Annotated in this window: 16 protein-coding genes and 1 pseudogene; 8 read left to right on the top strand and 9 right to left on the bottom strand. The window is 71.8% G+C overall.

Going from position 1 to position 20955, the window contains the following annotated elements; genetic code table 11:
• Positions 1-12: 12 nt before the first annotated feature.
• The 3 genes from ABZZ20_RS15195 to ABZZ20_RS15185 all read right to left on the bottom strand — a co-directional run bounded on the left by ABZZ20_RS15195 (position 13) and on the right by ABZZ20_RS15185 (position 6226).
• Entirely contained in the window at positions 13-1899 is a 1887-nt protein-coding gene (locus tag ABZZ20_RS15195; protein WP_356869856.1) for an acetolactate synthase large subunit, read from the bottom strand.
• A 204-nt stretch (positions 1900-2103) separates the two neighbouring features.
• On the bottom strand, positions 2104-4938 hold the full coding sequence (locus tag ABZZ20_RS15190; RefSeq protein WP_356869933.1) for an EAL domain-containing protein: 2835 nt from the start codon (positions 4936-4938) through the stop codon (positions 2104-2106).
• A 340-nt stretch (positions 4939-5278) separates the two neighbouring features.
• Positions 5279-6226 carry a 2-hydroxyacid dehydrogenase gene (locus ABZZ20_RS15185; RefSeq protein WP_356869855.1) on the bottom strand — a complete coding sequence of 316 codons (948 nt, stop codon included), beginning with the start codon at positions 6224-6226 and terminating at the stop codon, positions 5279-5281.
• Between the two features lie 79 nt (positions 6227-6305).
• On the opposite strand from ABZZ20_RS15185, the gene ABZZ20_RS15180 reads away from it, so the two are divergent.
• From ABZZ20_RS15180 to ABZZ20_RS15170, 3 genes are all read left to right on the top strand, one after another.
• The gene (locus ABZZ20_RS15180; RefSeq protein WP_356869932.1) at positions 6306-7325 is read left to right on the top strand and encodes an aldo/keto reductase; all 1020 of its coding nucleotides are present in this window, start codon (positions 6306-6308) and stop codon (positions 7323-7325) included.
• Positions 7326-7499: 174 nt separating this feature from the next.
• Entirely contained in the window at positions 7500-8720 is a 1221-nt protein-coding gene (locus ABZZ20_RS15175) for a PQQ-dependent sugar dehydrogenase (protein WP_356869854.1), read from the top strand.
• Between the two features lie 42 nt (positions 8721-8762).
• Positions 8763-8942: a DUF6191 domain-containing protein gene (locus ABZZ20_RS15170; RefSeq protein WP_356869931.1), complete on the top strand. Its 180-nt coding sequence runs from the start codon at positions 8763-8765 to the stop codon at positions 8940-8942.
• Here ABZZ20_RS15170 and ABZZ20_RS15165 read toward each other — a convergent pair.
• From ABZZ20_RS15165 to ABZZ20_RS15140, 6 genes are all read right to left on the bottom strand, one after another.
• Positions 8905-11961 carry an AAA family ATPase gene (locus ABZZ20_RS15165; RefSeq protein ID WP_356869930.1) on the bottom strand — a complete coding sequence of 1019 codons (3057 nt, stop codon included), beginning with the start codon at positions 11959-11961 and terminating at the stop codon, positions 8905-8907. The genes ABZZ20_RS15170 and ABZZ20_RS15165 overlap by 38 nt on opposite strands.
• An 80-nt stretch (positions 11962-12041) precedes the next feature.
• Entirely contained in the window at positions 12042-12209 is a 168-nt protein-coding gene (locus ABZZ20_RS15160; protein WP_356869853.1) for a hypothetical protein, read from the bottom strand.
• A 180-nt stretch (positions 12210-12389) separates the two neighbouring features.
• On the bottom strand, positions 12390-12992 hold the full coding sequence (locus tag ABZZ20_RS15155; RefSeq protein WP_356869852.1) for a hypothetical protein: 603 nt from the start codon (positions 12990-12992) through the stop codon (positions 12390-12392).
• Positions 12993-13095: 103 nt separating this feature from the next.
• Positions 13096-13650 carry a GNAT family protein gene (locus ABZZ20_RS15150; protein WP_356869851.1) on the bottom strand — a complete coding sequence of 185 codons (555 nt, stop codon included), beginning with the start codon at positions 13648-13650 and terminating at the stop codon, positions 13096-13098.
• 39 nt (positions 13651-13689) lie between these two features.
• Positions 13690-15939, bottom strand: coding sequence for an MMPL family transporter (locus tag ABZZ20_RS15145; RefSeq protein ID WP_356869850.1), 2250 nt, complete (start codon positions 15937-15939; stop codon positions 13690-13692).
• A 207-nt stretch (positions 15940-16146) separates the two neighbouring features.
• Complete coding sequence (locus ABZZ20_RS15140) at positions 16147-16548, bottom strand: signal peptidase I (RefSeq protein ID WP_356869849.1); 402 nt, start codon at positions 16546-16548, stop codon at positions 16147-16149.
• Between the two features lie 60 nt (positions 16549-16608).
• Here ABZZ20_RS15140 and ABZZ20_RS15135 point away from each other — a divergent pair, with 60 nt between their 5' ends.
• The 5 genes and pseudogenes from ABZZ20_RS15135 to ABZZ20_RS15115 all read left to right on the top strand — a co-directional run.
• Positions 16609-17400: a GNAT family N-acetyltransferase gene (locus ABZZ20_RS15135; RefSeq protein ID WP_356869929.1), complete on the top strand. Its 792-nt coding sequence runs from the start codon at positions 16609-16611 to the stop codon at positions 17398-17400.
• A 112-nt stretch (positions 17401-17512) separates the two neighbouring features.
• Positions 17513-18013, top strand: coding sequence for a DinB family protein (locus ABZZ20_RS15130; protein WP_356869848.1), 501 nt, complete (start codon positions 17513-17515; stop codon positions 18011-18013).
• Positions 18014-18066: 53 nt separating this feature from the next.
• Positions 18067-20145, top strand: coding sequence for a penicillin acylase family protein (locus ABZZ20_RS15125; protein ID WP_356869847.1), 2079 nt, complete (start codon positions 18067-18069; stop codon positions 20143-20145).
• Positions 20142-20726, top strand: coding sequence for a GNAT family N-acetyltransferase (locus tag ABZZ20_RS15120; RefSeq protein WP_356869846.1), 585 nt, complete (start codon positions 20142-20144; stop codon positions 20724-20726). The genes ABZZ20_RS15125 and ABZZ20_RS15120 overlap by 4 nt, the downstream gene beginning before the upstream one ends.
• A 60-nt stretch (positions 20727-20786) precedes the next feature.
• Positions 20787-20944, top strand: a pseudogene (locus ABZZ20_RS15115) (DUF397 domain-containing protein); the annotation flags it as partial.
• Positions 20945-20955 lie beyond the last annotated feature (11 nt).

The following is a 20955-nucleotide window of genomic DNA, read 5'->3' as shown; positions in this document are numbered from 1 at the left end:
GGCTCTCGCGGCTCAGTCGTCTTCGTTGTCGCCGAAGTCGGGACGGACGCCCCGGGCTGCCATGACTTCGTCGTTGGAGGTGCCGGCGGCGACCATCGGCCACACCATGGCGTCCTCGTGGACGATGAAGTCGATCACGACGGTACGGTCGTTGATCGCGTTGGCCTCGGCGATGACCTTGTCCAGGTCGGCCGGGTCCTCGCAGCGCAGCGCCACGCAGCCCATGGCCTCGGACAGCTTCACGAAGTCCGGGACCCGGGTGCCCTTGCGCGGGGTGGTGGACTCCCCGACCTGGGAGCCGACCGTGCCGTGGCCCGTCTCGTCCGCGTGCAGGACGGTGTTGGAGTACCGCTGGTTGTAGAACAGGGTCTGCCACTGGCGGACCATGCCCAGCGCACCGTTGTTGATGATCGCGACCTTGATCGGGATGTCGTTCAGCGCGCAGGTGACCAGTTCCTGATTGGTCATCTGGAAGCAGCCGTCACCGTCGATCGCCCAGACCGTGCGGTCCGGCATGCCGACCTTGGCGCCCATCGCGGCGGGGACCGCGTAGCCCATGGTTCCGGCACCGCCGGAGTTCAGCCAGGTGCGGGGCTCCTCGTAGTTGACGAAGTGTGAGGCCCACATCTGGTGCTGACCGACGCCGGCCGCGTAGATGGTGTGCTCGGGCGCCAGTTCGCCGATGCGCTGGATGACCTGCTGCGGCGAGAGCATCCCGTCCGAGGGCGTCTCGTACCCCAGCGGGTAGGTCTCGCGCCAGCGGTTGAGGTCCTTCCACCAGGCGGAGTAGTCGCCGGCGTTGCCATCGGTGTGCTCGGCCTGGACCGCCTGGATCAGGTCGGCGATGACCTCGCGGGCGTCTCCGACGATCGGGACGTCGACCTCGCGGTTCTTGCCGATCTCGGCCGGGTCGATGTCCGCGTGGATGACCTTGGCGAAGGGGGCGAAGCTGTCCAGCTTGCCGGTGACGCGGTCGTCGAAGCGGGTGCCGAGCGCGATCAGCAGGTCCGACTTCTGCAGGGCGGTGACGGCGGTGACCGCACCGTGCATGCCGGGCATGCCGACGTGCAACGGGTGGCTGTCGGGGAAGGAGCCCAGCGCCATCAGGGTGGTGGTGACCGGGACGCCGGTCAGCTCGGCCAGGACCTTCAGCTCCGCGGTCGCGCCGGACTTCATGACGCCGCCGCCGACGTACAGGACCGGGCGCTTGGCCTGGCAGATGAGCTTGGCGGCCTCGCGGATCTGCTTGGCGTGCGGCTTGGTGACCGGCCGGTAGCCCGGGAGGTCCGGGGTGGGCGGCCACGAGAAGGCGGTCTTCGCCTGGAGGGCGTCCTTGGCGATGTCGACCAGGACCGGGCCGGGACGGCCGGTGGAGGCGATGTGGAAGGCCTCGGCGATCGTCTTCGGGATGTCCTCGGCCCTGGTGACCAGGAAGTTGTGCTTGGTGATCGGCATCGTGATGCCGACGATGTCCGCCTCCTGGAAGGCGTCGGTGCCGATCGCCTTGGAGGAGACCTGGCCGGTGATGGCGACGAGCGGGACCGAGTCCATGTGCGCGTCGGCGATCGGGGTGACCAGGTTGGTGGCGCCCGGGCCGGAGGTGGCCATGCAGACGCCGACCTTGCCGGTGGCCTGCGCGTAGCCGGTCGCGGCGTGTCCGGCGCCCTGCTCGTGGCGGACCAGGATGTGGCGGACCTTGGTGCTGTCCATCATCGGGTCGTACGCCGGGAGGATGGCCCCGCCCGGGATGCCGAAGACGGTGTCGCACCCCACCTCTTCGAGAGAGCGGATGAGGGACTGCGCACCCGTGACGTGCTCAACTGCGGCGGACTGCTGTCCGCCGGAACGGGGCCGCGGCTGGGGATGGTGGGCCCCGGTGGCCTGCTCGGTCATCGGCATTCTCTTCTCGAGGCTGAGGGTTTTACGAGGATTCGAAGGTGTGCCAGTGCAACAAAAAACCCCTCGTGCCAGGAGGCAAGCGAGGGGAGCGCGTCGGGTGTACGGAGCGGGGACATGGTGACCCCAGCTTCAGCCGACGCGCTTTCCAAGTACGAGAATTCGGGTGCGCATGGCACTGACCCTCCCTCCGGCGGGAGGGGGATGTCAAGCGGGTGGGACGGGCGTCTCATTATGTGAGCCTCTGTGGATGGCCATCGAGCCCCCGGGCGAACCGCCGGCCAAGGCGGGCTGGACCGCCCCGCCCGGTACTGGGAAAGTACCGCGCACGAGCGCGCGGCGCAGCCTGTACTCGTCGAGTGGTCCGGAAAATGCCACCCCCTGGCCGTGTGTGCACCCCATCGCGCGCAGCACCGTCACCTGTTCGGGGCGGTCTACCCCCTCGGCCACCGATTGCATGCCCAGATCATTTGCGATCCGCAACAAACCAGCGGTGATCTTGTGGAGGCGGGTGGACTCGACGACGCCCTCCACCAGGCCCCTGTCCAGCTTCAGGATGTCCACGGGGAGCCTGCGCAGGGCGCTGATGGCCGCATAACCGCTGCCGAAACCGTCCAGGGCGATCAGTACCCCGAGCCGGCGCAAGGCCGCCAGGCGGCGCTCCAGCTCGTCGAAGGGGACGCGGGGGTCATTTTCGGCCAGCTCGATCACCAGGGCCCCGGACGGCAGGCTGTGGCGGGTCAGCAGGGCCTCCACGGAGCCGAGCGGCATGGCGCGGTCCAGCAGCCTGTGCGCGCTCATCCGGACGGCCACCGGTACGTCGTGCCCGAGCCGGTGTCGTTCGGCGGCCTGGGACACGGCCTCCTCGAACAGCCAGCGACCCAACTCTGCGGCGCGGGTGGGGGTGCTCCCGACGGGGGCCGTGCGGCCGTCCGGCCCCGCCGCCGCACCCTCGCCGTACTCGGCCACCCTGAGGAACTCCGCCGGGGTGAACAGGATCCCCTGTGCGGAACGCCAGCGGGCGTGCGCCGCCACGGCCGTGACCTCGCCGGTGGCCAGCGAGACCACGGGCTGGTGCAGTAGCGCGAACTCGCCTTCGTGGAGGGCGGTGCGTAGCCTCCCGGCCAGTTCGGCCTTCCGTACGACCTCGGCCTGCATCTGGGGCGCGTACAGCTCCACCCGGTCCTTGCCGCCCGCCTTGGCGCGGTACATAGCGAGGTCCGCGTTGCGCATCAGATCCGAAGGGGTGATGCCGGGGTCGGCGAAGGCCACGCCGATGCTCGCGGCGACCCGTACCTCGCTGCCGGCGATCCGGTACGGCTGGGACAGGGTGGTGCGCAGCCGGTCGGCGATCTCGTGGACCTGGTAGGCGCGGGCACTGTGGTCGCGGCTGCCGTCACCCGTGATCAGTGCCGCGAACTCGTCGCCGCCGAGGCGGGCCGCGGTGTCACCGGCGCGCACCGAGTCCTGGAGCCGGCGGGCGGCCTCGATCAGCAGCTCGTCGCCGGCCTGGTGGCCGATGGTGTCGTTGACCGCCTTGAACCCGTCGAGGTCGATGAAGAGCACGGCGGTGCTGTGGTCCCCCGCGCGCCGGCCGGTCAGCGCCTGGCGGACCCGCCGGGTGAACAGCGCGCGGTTGGGCAGGTCGGTCAGCGGATCGTGCTCGGCACTGTGCTGGAGCTGCGCCTGGAGGCGGACCCGTTCGGTGACGTCCCGGCTGTTGAGGATGAGGCCGCCCTGGTGGCGGTTGACGGTGGACTCCACGTTGAGCCACTCGCCGCTGCCGGACTTGAAGCGGCATTCGATGCGGGTGGTCGGTTCCTCTGCGGGCGGCGCGGCGAGGAAGCGGCGCACCTCGTGGACCACCCGACCCAGGTCGTGCGGGTGGATCAAGGCGGCGAGCTCGGTGCCGACGAGCTCCTCGGCCTCGCGGCCGTAGACCCCGGCGGCAGCGGGGCTGACGTAGCGCAGGGTCCCGGTGGGCGCAGCGATCATGATGACGTCGCTGGAGCCCTGGACCAGGGAGCGGAAGTGGTTTTCCTTCTGGGCCAGTTCTTGGGTCAGTGCGATGTTGTCGAGCAGCATGATGCCCTGCCGGATGACGAGGGCGAGCACGACGGTGCAGCCGGTGAAGACGACCACCCGGTCGACCCTCCGGCCGTCCACCACGTTGTACAGGATGCCCAGGGTGCAGACGGCGGCAGCGAGGTACGGCGTGAGGGCGGGCAACGAGCCGGTGATGGGGCGGCTGACCTGACGGTCGGCGCGCGGATGCGTGGGCGCGGCCGGGCCGGGGTGGATCCGCCGGGCCCCCCAGGGCGCGTACGCGAGCAGCAGCGAGCCGGCGAACCAGCCGGCGTCGAGCAGCTGTCCGGACTGGTATTCGGCGCTCAGCAGGGGCGAGGTGAACAGGGCGTCGCTGAGCACGGTCAGGGCGAGGGCGGCGATGGCGGTGTTGACTGCCGAGCGGTTGGCTTCGGAGCGCCGGAAGTGCAGGACCAGCACCATGGAGACGAGCGCGATGTCCAGCAGTGGATAGGCGAGGGAGAGCGCGGCGCGCGGGACGCTGCCCGGAGCACCGGACTGGGCGGTCCGCGCTGCGTGCGCGAGGGCCAGGCTCCAGGACAGGGTGAGCAGGGAGCCGCCGATGAGCCAGGAGTCGAGCCCGAGGCACACCCAGCCGGCGCGGGTGACCGGGCGCTTGGCGAGGACGAGCAGGCCCACGATGGCGGGCGGGGCGAAGCACAGGAAGGCGAAGTCGGCGAGCGAGGGCTTCGGCACGGCCTCACCGAGGATCACCTCGTACCAGCCCCAGATGGCGTTCCCGCAGGCTCCCATGAGGGAGGAGAACGCGAAGAGCAGCCAGGCCGGTCGCTCGCGGCTGTCGATCACGCGTCCGTAGCTGTAGCAGGAGACTGCGGCGAGGAGCGCGGCGGCGCTGAGCCCGAAGTCGCCCATGATCTCGGCGAGTTCCTCGGAGCCCCAGCCGAGGGCGGCGCCGACGGCGTACCCGCCGCTGACCACGGCGAGGAGCAGTTGCATCGCCAGGCGCCTGCCCCCGCCCGAAACGGGCGGCCGGGTCAACAGCGCCGCCCCCGGGGCACTCACCGGCCCTCCTCGCTGGCTGGTTCCGGCGCACCCCATCGTCGCCTCCGGCGGCTGCGCCGTGTCGGATCCTTCGCCCATTGGCCGTGCATCGCCCGTCGCCCCCCCAAAATGTCCGATCACTCCCCAGCGCTAGACGAACGCGCCGCAGCCCCTTGTACCGGACGATACACCACTTTCGTCACTCAGGGATATAGACGCTCTACTCTCCGTTACCACACGGGGAGTTGTTGCCACTGTGCGCGTCCGGACGGATGCGGAGCGTGTGCACAGCGCGTCACCCGGTGGTCAAGACCGTGTTCTCGACGGGCTCCCCCGCGGCGAACCGGGTGAGCTGCCGCGCCACCAGGCGCTTGGCCCGGGGCGCGAACGCCGTGCTGCTGCCGCCGACATGGGGCGTGATCAGGACATTCGGAGCATGCCAGAGCGGATGGCCGGGCGGCAGCGGTTCCGGGTCGGTGACGTCGAGTGCCGCGCACAGCCGGCCCGATTCCACTTCCCCCAGCAGCGCGGCGGTATCGACGACGGGACCGCGTGCGACGTTCACCAACAGGGCGCCGTCCTTCATCCGACCGAGGAACGCCTGGTCGGCCAGGCCCCGTGTCCCGTCGGTGAGCGGCGTGGAGAGAATCACCACGTCGGCCTCCGGGAGGAGTCGGGGCAGATCCACGAGCGCGTGCACGCGACCGCGCGTGGTGGTGCGCTCCGAGCGTGCGACCCGCGTGACCCGCGCGCACTCGAAGGGCGCGAGCCGGTCCTCAATGGCTGCGCCGATGGATCCGTAGCCGACGATCAGTACGGACTTGTCGGCGAGGGCCTCGTAGAACCCGGAGCGCCACTCCTCGCGGTCCTGGCCGCGCACCATGCCGGGGATGCCGCGCAAGGAGGCGAGGGTCAGGGTGAGCGCCAGTTCGGCGGTGCTCGCCTCGTGGACCCCTCGCGCGTTGCACAACCGCACGCCGGGACGCAGGCGGTCGAGACCGCCCAGGACGTGGTCGATGCCCGCGGTCAGCGTCTGTACGACGGCGAGGTCCGGCATGTCCGCCAGCGGGCGCAGCGTGACCTCGGGGGACTTCATGTACGGGGTGACGTAGAAGACGCAGGCGGCCGGATCGGCCGGGAAGTCGTCCTCGCCGTCCCACTGGCGGTACCGGAAGGTGTCGGGGAGGCCCGCGATCTCCTCGGCGGGGAACGGAAGCCAGACGTCCGCGGTCTTTGAAGTCATGATCGCGAGGCTATGCCAAAGCCAGGTGATCCTGATCAAGCCGTTAGTTTGTTTGCCGGACCGGGAGGGGGACGCACGGGTGGAGCGCAGGTCGATCGGGGCGGGGGCGCTGACGGTGGGCGCCGTCGGGCTCGGGTGCATGCCGATGAGCTGGGCGTACACGCCCTCGCGGCGCCGCGGCGAGGAGTCGCTGGCGACGGTGCACGCAGCACTGGACCTGGGGGCGAACCTGCTGGACACCGCCGACCTCTACGGACCGTTCACCAACGAGCTGCTGCTCGGTCGGGTGCTGCGGGAGCGGCGGACGGAGGCGTTCGTGTCCGCCAAGGTGGGCCTGCGGGCGGGCGAGCAGCACGTGGTGGCGGACGGGCGTCCCGGGTACGTGCGGCGGGCCTGCGACGCCTCGCTGCGGCGGCTGCGTACGGACGTCATAGACCTCTTCCAGCTGCACCGGGTGGATCCGGACGTCCCGGTGGAGGAGACCTGGGGGGCGATGGCGGAGCTGGTGGGTGCCGGGAAGGTGCGGGCGCTCGGGTTCTGCGCGCTGGGCGCGGGCGCCGGGCCGGGGGCGGGGCGGCGCGGGGACCGGGCGTACCGGGTGACCCTGCGGCATCTGGAGCGGATCCAGCAGGTGTTCCCGGTGAGCGCGGTGCAGGCGGAGCTGTCGGTGTGGTCCCCCGAGGCGGCGCGGCAGCTGCTGCCCTGGTGCACGGCGCGGGGGGTGGGGCTCTTGGCGGCGATGCCGCTGGGCAGCGGGTTCCTGACCGGGACGCTCAGGCCGGGCGAGGGCTTCGAGTGGGAGGACGTGCGGGCCCGGCATCCGCGGTTCACGGCGGAGTCGATGGCGGCGAACCAGGTGCTGGTGGCGGGACTGCGGCGGGTGGCCCGGCGGCACGGGCCGCTGGTGACGGCGGCGCAGGTGGCGCTGGCGTGGGTGCTGGCGCAGGGGCCGCAGGTGGTGCCGGTGCCGGGGGCCGACCGCGCGCACTGGGCGGTGGAGAACGCCCGGGCGGCCGAGGTGCTGCTCACGGCCGGGGACCTGGCCGAGATCGCGGCCCTGCCGGCGGCGGTGGGAGCCTGGGACTCGGCCGGGGACTGAGCGGGTACCGCCCGCCCCCGGGCCCGGGGAACCAGCGGGGACCGTGCCGGGGACCTGCCGGGGAGCGGACCCACAACCACTCGATCGGGTGTACGAGTGGAGGAACTTCGAGCACTGCGGCAACTGTTGAGAGGGGTGACGGGCAGGATCGCAGGACCGGAGGGGAGCAGGACGATGCGATACGGACAGGCGCACAAGTGGTACGAGGGCCCGCACGCCCGGACCCGTGGAGTGCTGGCGGCCTTCGCCCTGGCCGGGTGCGGGGCCCTGCTGGCGGCGGGGTGTTCGCCGGCGGGTGCCCCCGGGGTCGAGCCGGGTACGTCGCCACCGCGCGCGGCACCCACCGCGTCGGCGACCGGTCCCTCGGGCTCCGGTTCCTCGGCGGGGGCCGCGGCGCCTGCCAAGGGCTCCGTGACGGTGACGGGCGAGGTAGCCAAGGACCTGGAGTCGCCGTGGGGTGTGGCCCCGCTGCCCGACGGGGACCTGCTGGTCGCCTCGCGGGACAAGGGGACGATCAGCCGGGTCGCTGTGGCCACGGGCAAGGTGACGCCGATCGGCAAGGTGCCCGGGGTGGCTCCGGGTGGCGAGGGCGGGCTGCTGGGGCTGGCCCTGTCGCCCTCGTACGCCTCGGACCGGATGGTGTACGCGTACTTCACGACGGAGTCGGACAACCGGATCGCCCGGATGCGCTACGACGAGCAGAGGGACGCCGGTCAGCAACTGGGCGCGCCGGATACGGTGTTCCGGGGGATCCCCAAGGGCCTGGTCCACAACGGCGGTCGGATCGCTTTCGGTCCGGACAAGATGCTCTACGCAGGGACGGGCGAGACCGGCGACACCGGGCTCGCGCAGGACAAGAAGTCGCTGGGCGGCAAGATCCTGCGGATGACCCCGGACGGGCAGCCGGTGCACGGGAATCCGGAGGCCGACTCGGTCGTCTACTCGTACGGGCACCGCAATGTGCAGGGCCTGGCCTGGGACAAGGACAAACGGCTGTGGGCGGCCGAGTTCGGCCAGAACACCTGGGACGAGCTGAACCTGATCGAGCCCGGCGCGAACTACGGCTGGCCGGAGGCCGAGGGGAAGGCGGGCAAGCCCGGACTGCGTGATCCGGTGGCCGTGTGGAATCCGGACGAGGCCTCGCCGAGCGGGATCGCCTGGGCGCAGGGCTCGGTGTGGATGGCCGGACTGAAGGGCGAACGGCTGTGGCGGATCCCCCTGGCCGGGTCGGCTCCGGTGGCCGAGCCGGAGGCCTTCCTGACGGGGAAGTACGGCCGGCTGCGCACGGTGGTCGCCCTGGGCGGGGACAGGTTGCTGCTGGTCACGAGCGAGACGGACGGGCGCGGGTCACCGCAAGAGGGCGACGACAGGATCCTGACCGTGACGGTGCGGTAGCCACAGCGGTCCCGACAGCGGACGAAAGGCGTGGTGGACACGGTGTTCAACATGATCGAGGAGCTGTTCAACCCGGGACGCAAGCACACCGACGAGGAGAAGAAGCGCCTCGAACTGTCCCGGACCGATGTGAACGACGGCGATCCGGGACGCGGTCCGATAGACCTCGACTCCGGCAAGGTGCTCATACGCCCGGCCGAGCAGCGCCCACAGCAGGAGTGACGGGCCCGAAGAGCCGGAGCCTGTGGGCCAGGGCGGCGGCCTCGCCGCGCCCGGCCACGCCCAGCTTGGCCAGGATGTTCGACACGTGCACGCTGGCCGTCTTGGGGGAGATGAAGAGTTCTTCGGCGATCTGGCGGTTGCTGTTGCCCGCCGCGACCAGGCGCAGTACGTCCCGCTCGCGACTGGTCAGGCCCAGCGCTTCGACCGGATCGATGTCCGGTGCCGGCAGGGCCGGGGACGCGTCGGCCTCAGTGAGCTGGAGCCGGGCGCGCTGGGCGAGCAGCGCCAGGTCCTCGCGCAGCCGGCGTGAACCGAGCTGCTCTGCGGCGGCGTAGGCCCGCCGGAGCAGTACGGCCGCGGCCTCCCGGTCGCCGCCGCAGGACAGCAGGGCCTCGGCGAGCCGGTGGCGGGCGCGTGCCAGCAGGTAAGGGCGCTCCAGTTGGCGGACGGCCGCCTCGACGGCGGTCCAGTCGGCAACGGTGTCCCGGCCCTCGGCGCGCAGCAGCTCGGCGCGAACGAACTCGGCGTGCGCGGTCCACAGCGGCACCGGGGTGGCCAGGCGGCGTGCGGCGGTGCGCAGCACCACCAGGGCGGCGTCGCGGCCGGCGTCGGCGGCCGGGAGTCCCCGGGCCTCGGCCTCCGCGGAGGCGGCGGCCAGTAGCAGCGGCCAGGCGTAGCGGTGCTGGCCGAGGGGGAAACCCTGGGCCACGGCCTTGGCGACCTCCGTGCGGACGTCGGCTATCCGGCCCTCCCCCGCGGCCACGCCGACCGCCAGCCGGTACAGCGGTATGCGGTGCTGGGGCTGGCTGTCATGGGTTCCGAAATGGACATGGGCAGCGGCGAGTTGGCTGGCCGCTTCGGTCAACTCGCCGCGGGCCAGGGCCAGGTAGGCAAGTCGTGAGGAGGCGGAGCCGCGGGGGGCGGCGCTCTGGCCGACGCTCAGGGTGCGCCGGGCCGCTTCGGCGGCCTCTTCCCAGCGGCCGAGGCTGTACAGGCTCTCCGCCATGTTCCCGCTGATCCACGCCTCGCTGTCCAACAGGCGGGACTTCTTGACCAGTTGTGCCCCCTGTTCGGCCAGTGCCACGGCTTCGCGGGACCGGCCCAGACCTTCCAGATGAGAGGTGAGATTGATATGTGCACGTCCCGCGAGCATGGTGAGCCCGAGTTCGTTGGCCCGGTCCTTGACCGCGCGTATCTCGGCGAGGCCGCCCTCGGGGTCGCCGGCGTCGGCCATCAGGCAGCCGACCGTGATCCGCGCGTTGAGCTCGATGTCCTCGGCACCCACCATCCGCGCGTACTCCACGGCCCGCTCGGCGGGTGCGAGGTTGTCGGGGCCCGGGTCGTGGAGGATTCCCCAGCCCGCGGCCCGCACCAGGACCTCGGCGTGCACCTGGGACGGGGGCAGCCCCTTGACGAGCTCTTGGGCCTTGGCGAGTTCCTCCCAGCCGTCGCCGCGGGCCAGGCTGGAGACCAGCCGGGAGCGTTCGGTCCAGAACCAGGCGGACCGCAGCGGGTCCTGGTCCTCCTCCAGCATGCGCAGGGCGGTCTTGGTGAGCTTCAGTGCGCGTTCCCGCTCGCCGCCGTACCGGGCCGCCACCGTTGCTTCGGCCAGCAGGTCGATGCGCTGCAGCGGGGTGGTGGCCGGGTCGCAGCCGCAGGGCGGGTACACCTCGGTGTAGTCCACCGGACGCAGTGCTTCGCGCACCTCTTCGGGGACGCTCTCCCACAGGTCCAGTGCCCGTTCCAGCAGCCGCAGTTGTTCGGAGTAGGCGTGCCTGCGGCGGGCGGCCACCGATGCGGCGAGCACGGCGGGCAGCGCCTTGGCCGCGTCATTGGCGTAGTACCAGTAGCTGGCCAGGCGGATGACCCGTTCCTCGGCCCGGATCAGCGAGTCGTCGGCCTCCATGGCCTCGGCGTAGCGACGGTTGACGCGGGCGCGCTCGCCGGGGAGCAGATCGTCGCTGACGGCCTCGCGGACCAGCGAGTGGCGGAACCGGTAGCCGTCGCCGTCGGGGCTGGCGAGGAGGATGTTGGCGCCGACGGCGGCGCGCAGGGCCTCGATCAGCTCGTCCTCGGTGAGCCCGGCGACGGCGCGCAGGAGCGGGTATTCCACGGTGGAGCCGCCTTCGGCGACGATGCGCACCACGCGCTGGGCGGCATCGGGCAGCACCTCGACGCGGACGAGCAGCAGGTCGCGGAGGGACTCGGTGAGCCCGGCGCGGCAGCCGCTCTCGCGGCAGGCGACGAGTTCCTCGACGAAGAAGGCGTTCCCGTCGGAGCGGTCGAACACGGACTCCACGAACGCCTCGTCGGGCTGGGAGGCGAGGATGCCGGCGAGTTGGCGGCGCACTTCGGCCCGGGTGAAGCGGGGGAGTTCGATGCGATGGACGGTGCGGAGCCGGTCCAGTTCGGCGAGCAGCGGACGCAGCGGGTGACGGCGGTGGACGTCGTCGGCCCGGTAGGTGGCGACGACGACGAGCCGGCCGCTGGTGAGGGTGCGGAAGAGGTAGGAGAGCAGGTGGCGGGTGGAGGTGTCCGCCCAGTGCAGGTCCTCCAGGACGAGGACGACGGTGCGGTCGGCCGCGAGCCGCTCCAGCATTCGGGCGGTCAGCTCGAAGAGCCGGGCGGTGCTCTCCTCGTCGTGCGGGCCGCGGGGGGTGTCACCCAGTTCCGGGAGGATGCGGGCGAGTTCGTCCTCCTGGCCGGCGGCGGCGGCCGTCAACTCCCCGGGCAGCTGCCGGTGCAGGGTGCGCAGGGCCGTCGAGAACGGGGCGAAGGGAAGTCCCTCCGCCCCGATCTCCACGCAGCCTCCGACGGCCACCACCGCGCCGCTGCGGGCCGCTTCGGCGAGGAACTCCTCGGTGAGGCGGGTCTTTCCGACCCCGGCCTCTCCCCCGATGAGCATCGCCTGGGGCTCCTGGCAGGCGGCGCGTGCCAGTGCGTCGGTGAGTACGGCCAGTTCGTCGGCTCGGCCGACGAACACCGGGCTGACAGATCTGGTCTCCACGTCGCCGAGCATCGCACAGGAGCCCTGGTGGGGGGCACTTGTTATCGGTGCGCCTCTCATCACGTGTCAGTCCACGGGGGTCGCGACGCGGATTACGCGGCGCGGGCGAAACGGCTTCGCGGCCCTCTCACCGGCCCTTCGGGTTCCTGGCCGCGAGAGGACGCGCGGCGCGCCTTCTTGGCCTCCTGGATCTGGCGGTACTCGGCGGCCTCGCGGATCCGCTCGGCGCTACGGGCGGTGGCGATCTCGTACTCGAACATCTCGTACTCCCTGGTTGCGGTTCTCGGGCACCTCGTTCGGTGTGATCCAAGATTCGCTTCCCAGGGGGTGGCGGCACATCGGGCTCATGCCGCATCTGCGCGGGGCAGGGGTCCTTAGTCCGCAGCCGTAGGTCCCTAGTACGGAGCGGTCAGTGCCTAAGAGGGGGGCCTAGGCAGGTCCTAGGCGGCCTTCGGGAGGGGAGCCAGGATGTCGAAGTACATGAGGCCGAAGAGCAGGACGCCGAGGGCGCCGAGGGCGACGGCGGCCCAGGAGACGGCCCGGACCCAGGTGGGCAGGGTGCGGTCGGGGGCTCCGAAGGCGGGGCGGGCCAGGACGAAGACGGCGAGGAGGAGGGCCAGGGTGGACAGGACGCCGTTGACGAGGGCGGTCATGTGCCAGGCATCGCCGTACAGGGCCTCGATCTTCGCCTCGGTGGTGGCGGCGTTGACCGACTCGATCTGGCCTATCAGGGTCTGGCGTTCGGCTATGACGCGGGAGACCCAGCTCCCGCTGAGGGCGACGAGCCCGAGCCCGGCGGCGACCACGGCGGAGGCCGCCGCGCCGACGCCCTCGGGCCGCTGCTCGGTGTCGTCCGACTCGTCCTGGACCGCGTCCTCCAGCTCCTCGTCGGCGAGGGCCGCCCCGGGCGCCTCGGGGGACTCGGCCGCCTCCGTGGCGGGGGCGTCCTTGAGGTCGGCTTCGACCCGTGCGGCCTCCGGAGCCTGGGGTTCGGCGGTGTCGGCCTCGGGGGCGGTCGGTTCGGCGGTCTTCGTGGTGTCCATGCGGGGCACCGTAGGCGGCTTGTCTGAGAGGTTTCTGAGAACGTGCCGGCAGGGTCGGACCGGGCCGGCCGCGGGTCCGGTCCGGTCCCCGCGGCGGATGGTGTCAGGCGGAGGGAGCCGGGGGCCACTCGTGGGCGAGCACCGCCCAGATCTCGGTGTTCTGCCGGATTCCGCGGTACAAGTAGCTCTCGCGCAGGACGCCCTCGCGGGTCATACCGAGGCGCTCCGCGACGGCGAGGCTCTTCTCGTTGGCGGAGGACGCGTGCCATTCGGCACGGTGCATGCCGCGCTCGCGGAAGGCCCAGTCGATCAGGACGCGGCAGGCCGTGGTGACCAAGCCCCGGCCGGCTGCCGCCGGCTCCAGCCAGCAGCCGACCTCGCAGTTGCCCGATTCGGCGTCGAAGGTGCGGAAGAGGACCCCGCCAACGAGGGTGCCGTCCACCCGGATGCCGTAGATCCGCCCTCCGTCAGCAGCCGTCTTCTGCGCGTACGCGGTGAGGAAACCGCGCGCCGATTCGAGGTCGGTGACGACGTCGGCCAGGACGACGTGCTCGCCTATGTACTCCCGGCCGCGGTCCATGTGCGCCAGGAACTCCTCGGCGTGCCGGGCCTCCAGCGGAAAGAGCTGGGCGTCGTCAGCGAGGTCGATCGAAAACATGCGGCTTCTTCCTTGGGTCGCGTACGGCGGGTTGCCGGATCACCGGGGTGCTGCGGCGGGCTCGGCGTCGTCCTCGCTCGTGGCGGAATCCGTACCGAGCCGCTGAGCGGGAAGTGTCGCATGCGGACGGCGTTCCGGGGGCTCGATGCTGATCTTGGGCAATCGGCGGTCCAGCCAGGCCGGGAGCCACCAGTTGGCGCCACCGAGCATGTGCATCAGGGCCGGGACGAGCAGCGTGCGCAGCACGAAGGCGTCGAGTGCGACGGCGGCGGCGAGCGCGATGCCGAACATCGCGATGATGCGGTCGCCGCTGAGCACGAAGGCCAGGAAGACGGAGATCATGATGACCGCCGCCGAGTTGATCACCCGGCTGGTCTCGGCGAGGCCGACGCGGACGGCCCGCCGGTTGTCGCCCGTCTCCAGCCACTCCTCGTACATCCGGCTGACCAGGAACACCTGGTAGTCCATGGACAGGCCGAAGAGGACCGACACCATGATCACGGGCAGGAAGGGTTCGATCGGCCCTTCGCTGCCCAGGCCGAGCGGTTCACTGCCCCAGCCCCACTGGAAGACCGCGACGACGACACCGAAGGAGGAGGCGACGGCCGCGACGTTCATGGCGGCCGCCTTGAGCGGAATGCCGATGGAGCGGAAGGCCAGCAGCAGCAGGACGCAGCCCAGGCTGATGACCACCCCCACGAAGAGCGGCAGTTTCCCGACGATGACGTCGGCGAAGTCGTCGTAGCCGGCGGTCACACCGCCGACGTGGACGTCCATGGTGTTGCCCTGGCCGGCGCGCGGGATGACCTCCTCGCGCAGCGTCTCGACCAGCTGGCTCGTGGCCTTGGCCTGCGGGGCGGAGTCGGGTACGACGGTCAGGACGGCGGTGTCCCCGCTCCGGTTGAAGACGGCCGGGCCGGTGGAGGCGACGCCCTCGGTCGTGCGGATCGCCTGGGCCAGATGTTCGACGGCGAGGCGGTCCCCGGCGCCGTCGAGACCGGCGACGACGGTCAGCGGGCCGTTCGTACCCGGCCCGAACCCGTCGGCGAGCAGGTCGTACGCCTGCCGGGTGGTGGAGGCCGCCGGGTTGTTGCCCTGGTCGGAGGTCCCCAGGTGGAGCGAGAGGGTGGGCAGTGCCAGCACGACCATGACCAGCGTGGCGGCGAGCCCGAGCAGCTTGGGGTGGCGTTCCACGAAGACCGACCAGCGTGCGGCGAAGCCGGTGGTGTGCTCGGGGGACGGCCCCTCGGCGGCGAGCTTGCGGCGTTCGCGCCGCGAGAGGGCGCGGGTCCCGATGTACGAGAGGAGGGCGGGCAGCAGCGTCACGGAGGCGGCGACGGTGAGGACCACGGTGAGGGACGCGGCTATCGCGACGCCGTTCAGGAAGTTCAGTCGGAGCACCAGCATGCCGAGCAGGGCGATGCAGACGGTGGCCCCGGCGAATACCACGGCCCGGCCGGTGGTGGCCACGGCCTGCTCGGCGGCTTCCTCGACCGGCAGTCCTCGCTTGAGACCCTTGCGGTGTCGGGTGACGATGAACAGGGCGTAGTCGATGCCGACGCCGAGCCCGACGAGCGTGCCGAGCATCGGGGCGAAGTCGGCGACCGCCATGGCGTGCCCGAGGAGGGTGATGCCGAAGTAGGCGGTGCCCACGCTGACCAGGGCGGTCGCCAGCGGCAGCAGGCTCGCGGCGAACGAGCCGAAGGCGAGGAAGAGGACCACGGCCGCGACGGCGACGCCGATGATCTCGGCAAGGTGCCCGCTGGAGGCTTCGGTGAGGCCGATGGCCCGCCCACCGAGTTCGACCTGAAGGCCGTCGGCCTCGGTGGTCGGGTTCTTCGCCGCGTCGACGACGGCCTTGGCCTGTGCCTTGGGTACGGAGTCGGCCTGCCGGTCGAACGTCACCACGGCATAGGCGGTGCGCCCGTCGGGGCTGATCTGCGCGGCGCTCTCGGGGCCGGCACCGTAAGGGCTGCCGACCGATCCGACACCGGGAAGCCCTGCAACGGTGTCGAGGGCCCGGGTCATGCGTTGCTCGACGTCCGGGGTGCGGACCGTCTGGTGCTCGGGGGCCCGCCACACGATGGTGTCGGTGTCGCCGCCCTGACCGTGGAAGCCCGCGCGGAGCAGGGCGTGGGCCTTGCTGGCTTCCGTGCCGGGCACTTCGTAGTCGTTGGAGAAGGCCGATCCGGCCGTTGCTGCCGCAGCGGCGGTCCCGCCGAGGGCGAGCAACCAGATCAGTACGGCGACCAGTCGGTGCCGCATGCACCACCGTGCTATTGCTGCCAACGGACGTGCTCCCTGGGGGTTCGGATCTTTACCGGGAGACAGCCCGACGCAAAGAACTCAAGAACTCGTGAAGGCCCGGCCGGTACCCGGGGGATCGCCCCGGGGTCCGGCCAAGATGGTCTACAGCAACACAATCGCAGCGATTCGTGATCGTTGGCCCCATTCGTGGGGATCGTCACAGGCTGCGTAGCGGTGCCGGAACCTTGGTCATCCGGTCGGCAGGTCGATCGCCTCCGCGGTCGAGTCGTCGGCCCGGTAGCCCGGGATCGAGGGCCACCGGACGGTGAGGACCACCGCGTCCTCCTCCGCGTACCAGGAGTGGTCGACTCCGCGGCCCCAGACCACGTAGTCCCCCTGTTCGGCGAGAACGACGGTCCTGCCCGGGAACTCCAGCCGGAAGCGTCCGCTGATCAGCACCTGGAGCGCGGTGCGCTCCTCCCCCCGGACCCACTGCGCGCGCTCATCGCCCTTCGGGTGCACGCCCCACTTGATCTCCACGTCCGTGCTGTGGCGCGGATCGGCGGCGTCCTTGAAGTGCCCGAGGAGCCAGCCTCGGTCGGAGGCGGCATCGGGGGCGGCCTTGCCGGTGTAGATGGAGTCGTCGTTCACGGGGTGAGGCTAATGCAGTTGTGCGGACGTGCGGGTGGCTGGTGAGCTGGCGGGATGACGATGGATCTCGATGAACTCCTCAAGGTACGGGCCGAGTACGACCGGGAGATGCGCCGCGACGCACTGCCGGACGCACCGCACGTCCGGGTCGACCGGACGGGAACGGCCCTGCGGCAGAGCGCGCCCGGCGACGGATGGAACTGCGTGCTCTGGTCGGACCTCGACGAGGAGACCGCCGATGCGGAGATCGCGGCGCAGATCGCGTTCTTCAGGGAGCAGGGAGCGTCGGACTTCGAGTGGAAGCTGTACGAGCACGACCGACCGGCCGATCTCGGGGAGCGGCTGCGTGCGGCGGGCTTCGCGGCGGAGCCGCCCGAGACGCTGATGGTGGGCCGCGCGGACCGGCTCGCCGCGCTGCCGGTGGACCCGCCGGAGGGGATCGAGCTGCGGGTGGTGACGGACGAGGCGGGTGTGGACCTGATGATGGAGGCCCACACGAGGGCCTTCGGCACGGAGCAGTCGCGGCTCCGCCATCTGGTGCTCACGCTGCTGCGGGAGGAGCCGGACAACATCGCGGCGGTGGTCGCGATGGCCGGGGACACTCCGGTGAGCGCAGCCCGGATCGAAATGCGCCCCGGGACCTCCTTCGCGGGCCTCTGGGGCGGCGGCACCGTGCCCGAGTGGCGGGGCAGGGGCATCTACCGCCTGCTGGTGGCCCACCGGGCCCGGCTCGCGGCGGAGCGCGGCATCCGCTACCTCCAGGTGGACGCTTCCGAGGACAGCCGGCCGATCCTCGAACGGCTGGGCTTCGCAGTCCTGGGGGTGACGACGCCGTACGTGTGGACGGCGTGAGGAGGACGGACCCGCCCGCGGAGGGCCGCGCCCCAGGGCGGCCCCCGGTCCCGGCTGCGCCCCGGGTCGGGGCCTCTTCCGCTCGGCTCCCCCACCCGGCAGGATCCCGTTCATGGAACGCATCGGACCGCCCCTGACCGGGAACGAGCGCGAAACGTTGCGCGCGTTCCTCGACTACCACCGGGCCACCCTGGCTTGGAAGTGCGAAGGCCTCACGGACGAGGAGCTGCGACGCGCCTCGATGCCACCGTCCACGCTGAGCCTGCTCGGCCTGGTGCGGCACATGGCAGAGGTCGAGCGGCACTGGTTCCGGCGGACCGTGAACGGCGAGCAGCTGCCGCACGTCTGGTCCGACGCGCACGACTTCCAAGCCGCCTACGACGCCTCCGGCTCCACCCGCGAGGAGGCGTTCGCCGCCTGGGAGGCCGAGGTCGCACACGCCCGGCTGATCGAGGCCGCCGCCGAGTCCCTCGACGTGACGGCATATGTGACCAGCTGGAAGGAAGAGGCCTCGCTGCGCCTGGTCATGCTGCACCTGATCCACGAGTACGCCCGTCACAACGGCCACGCCGACTTCCTGAGGGAGGCCATCGACGGGACCACCGGCGCCTGAACCACCCCCACCCCACCCCTATAGTTAGGTCAGCCTAACCTAAGCCATGGGGGATGAGTGTGAGCCTGGACATCAACGCGGACGACTTCGAGCTCTATCGGGACGGCTGGGGCGTCCCCCACCTCCGGGCCCCCGACGCCGACCGCCTCGCCTACGCCCAGGGCCGCACCACCGCCCTCGACCGCGCCTGGCAGCTGGAGGTGGAACGGCACCGCGCCCAGGGCTCCAGCGCCGCGTTCCTCGGCCCGGACTCGGTCGCCTGGGACCGGTTCGCCCGTCAGTGCCGTCTCGACGACACCGCCCTGCGCTGCTACGAGGCCCTGGACCCGCAGACCGCCTCCTGGGTCCGGGCCTACGTCGACGGCGTCAACGACGGACTCCGGGCCGGGGCCGACCGCGACGACCGCTTCGAGCGCACCGGTCACACCCCCACCGCCTGGGAGCCATGGGTTCCGCTCGGCATCTGGATCTCCACCCACATCCTGTTCGCCGGCTTCGCCACCAAGCTGTGGCGCGACCGCGTGGCCCGCGCCCTCGGCGACGAGGCCGTCACCCTCTTCGCCACCGACGGCCCCGGCACCGCCGGCAGCAACGGCTGGCTGGTCCCCGGCGACCGGACCGCCACCGGAGCGGCGATCATCGCGGGCGACCCGCACCGGTTCATCGAGGACCCGGGCGTCTACCAGCAGGTACGTCTCTCCTGCCCGGAGTACGACGTCCTCGGCCTGGCCGTCCCCGGTGTTCCCGGCCTCGCCCACTTCGGCCACACCGGCAGCGCCGCCTGGGCCATCACCAACGCCATGGCCGACTACCAGGACCTGTACGTCGAGCAGTTGCGCACCAGCGGGCCCGTCCAGGCCATCCAGGCCCTGGGCCCCGACGGCAGGTGGGAACCCGTCCACCGGCACACCGAGACCCTCATCGTCGCCGGGGCCGACCCGGTCGAGGTCGAGGTACTGGAGACCGCCCGCGGTCCCGTCGTCGTCCGTGAAGGAGAAGACGGGACCGCCCTCTCGCTGCGCTACCCGCCCCGCGTCCGCCGCGACCTCGGCTTCGCTGTCCTCCCCGCCCTGTTGCGGGCCCGCACCGTCGCCGACATCGACCGCGCCCTCGACGGCTGGGCCGAGCCCGTCAACGTCGTCCACGCCGCCGACACCGAGGGCGGTCTGCTGCATCGTGTCGCCGGCGCGGTCCCGCTGCGCCACCGGACCAACCGGCTGCGCCCGGTGCCCGCCTGGGAGCCGCGGTACGCCTGGCAGGGCTGGGCCGAGCCCCCCGTCGAGCCCGTGCAGGGCTTCGCGGTCATGGCCAACGCACGCGGGATCGCCTCGCCGCTCGGCGTGGAGTTCGCTCCCCCGCACCGCGCCAACCGCATCCGTGAGCTGCTCTCCGGCTCGGCCAACTGGTCCCCGAAGGCGATGGCCTACGTACACCGCGACACGTACCTGGCCTCGGCCGCTCCGCTGCTCGCCCTGCTGCCCGCGCTCGACGGCCTGTCCCCGGCCGCGGAAGCGCTCCGCGCCCGGCTCCTCGCCTGGGACCGGCACATGGCGGCCGAGTCCACCGACGCCACAGTCTTCGCCGCCTTCCGGACCGCGACCGTGCGCCGCTTCGCCGCCGACCCCGTCTTCGCGGAGCTGGCGGGCGCCCCGGACGGCCCCGAGGTCTTCCACCCCTGGCTGTACCTGGTCCCCCGCGTCGGCTACGCCCTCGAAGGCCTCCTGACCACCCCGCTGCTCCCCGGTCTGGACCGGATCGCGCACGTCCGCGCCGCCCTGGAGGAGACCGCCGCGGCAGCCGGCCCCGACACGGCCTGGTCCGAGGTGCACCGGCTCACACCCTGGTCGGCGCTCCCGGGCCCGGACGCCGAGTGGCCCGGCCTCGGCGGCGACCACGACTGCGTGAACGCCACCTCCTCCGTCCCGGGTTTCACCGACCTCACCGCCCGCGCATCGGCGGCCCGTTACGTCTGGGACCTGGCCCGCCGCGAGGACAGCCTCTGGGCGGTCCCGCTCGGTGCGGACGGCGTCACCGGCTCGCCCCACCACCGCGACCAGCTCCCCCTGTGGGCGCGGTGCGAACTCGTTCCCGTCGTCACCGACTGGGCCCGCCTCACCAAGGAATCCGTATGACCACCTCCGCCCGCCGGCCCGTCCACACCCAATCCGTCGAGGGCTTCGGCACGGTCACCCTCCGGCCCGTCGACCCGGCCGCCGACGCCGCGCTCATCCACACGTGGGTCACCGAGGAACGGGCCCGCTTCTGGGGCATGGGCGGGGCCAGCCGCGAACTCGTCCAGGAGATCTACGAGGACCTCGACCGCCGCACCACGCACCACGCCTTCCTCGCACACCGCGACGGGGTGCCGGCCGCGCTGTTGCAGACGTACGACTGCGCCGAGGACCGGGTCAGCGAGTGCTACGAGGTCCGCCCCGGGGACGTCGGCGTGCACCTGCTGATCGGCCCGAGCAAGGGGGTAGCCGAGAAGGGGTTCACGGCAGGTTTGATGACCGCCTTCCTCACGTACGTGTTCTCCAGCGGCGCCCGGCGCATCGTCGCGGAGCCGGACGCCCGCAACGACAAGGCCGTCGCCCTGCTGGAGCGGACCGGCTTCGTGCTGGGCCCGGAGGTCGAACTCCCCGAGATCGACCTCCCGGAGGTCCACCTCCCGGCGAAGCCCGCCCGCCTCGCGTTCCTGGACGCCCCGCAGTAGCCCGTACGCGGGTTCTGTACGGGCGCTGTAAGGACGATCCGTCATGACGCCAACCGGGCCTGGTTCGAGTCGAGCTACCGCGGAGATGCGGGTGGCGACTGCGTCGAGGTCGCCACGCACCCCGCCGCCGTACACGTCCGGGACTCCAAGGTCGCCGACGCCCCGTACTGACCGTCACCCCCGCCTTCTGGAACGCCTTCCTGTCCGCGGCAAACTGACCATTCCGATT

Origin of the sequence: Streptomyces sp. NPDC006430 (genome assembly GCF_040612395.1) — a bacterium.
Classification (GTDB): Bacteria; Actinomycetota; Actinomycetes; order Streptomycetales; family Streptomycetaceae; genus Streptomyces.
Note: the sequence above shows the minus strand (reverse complement) of the source record. Positions and strands in the feature narration are given on the sequence as shown.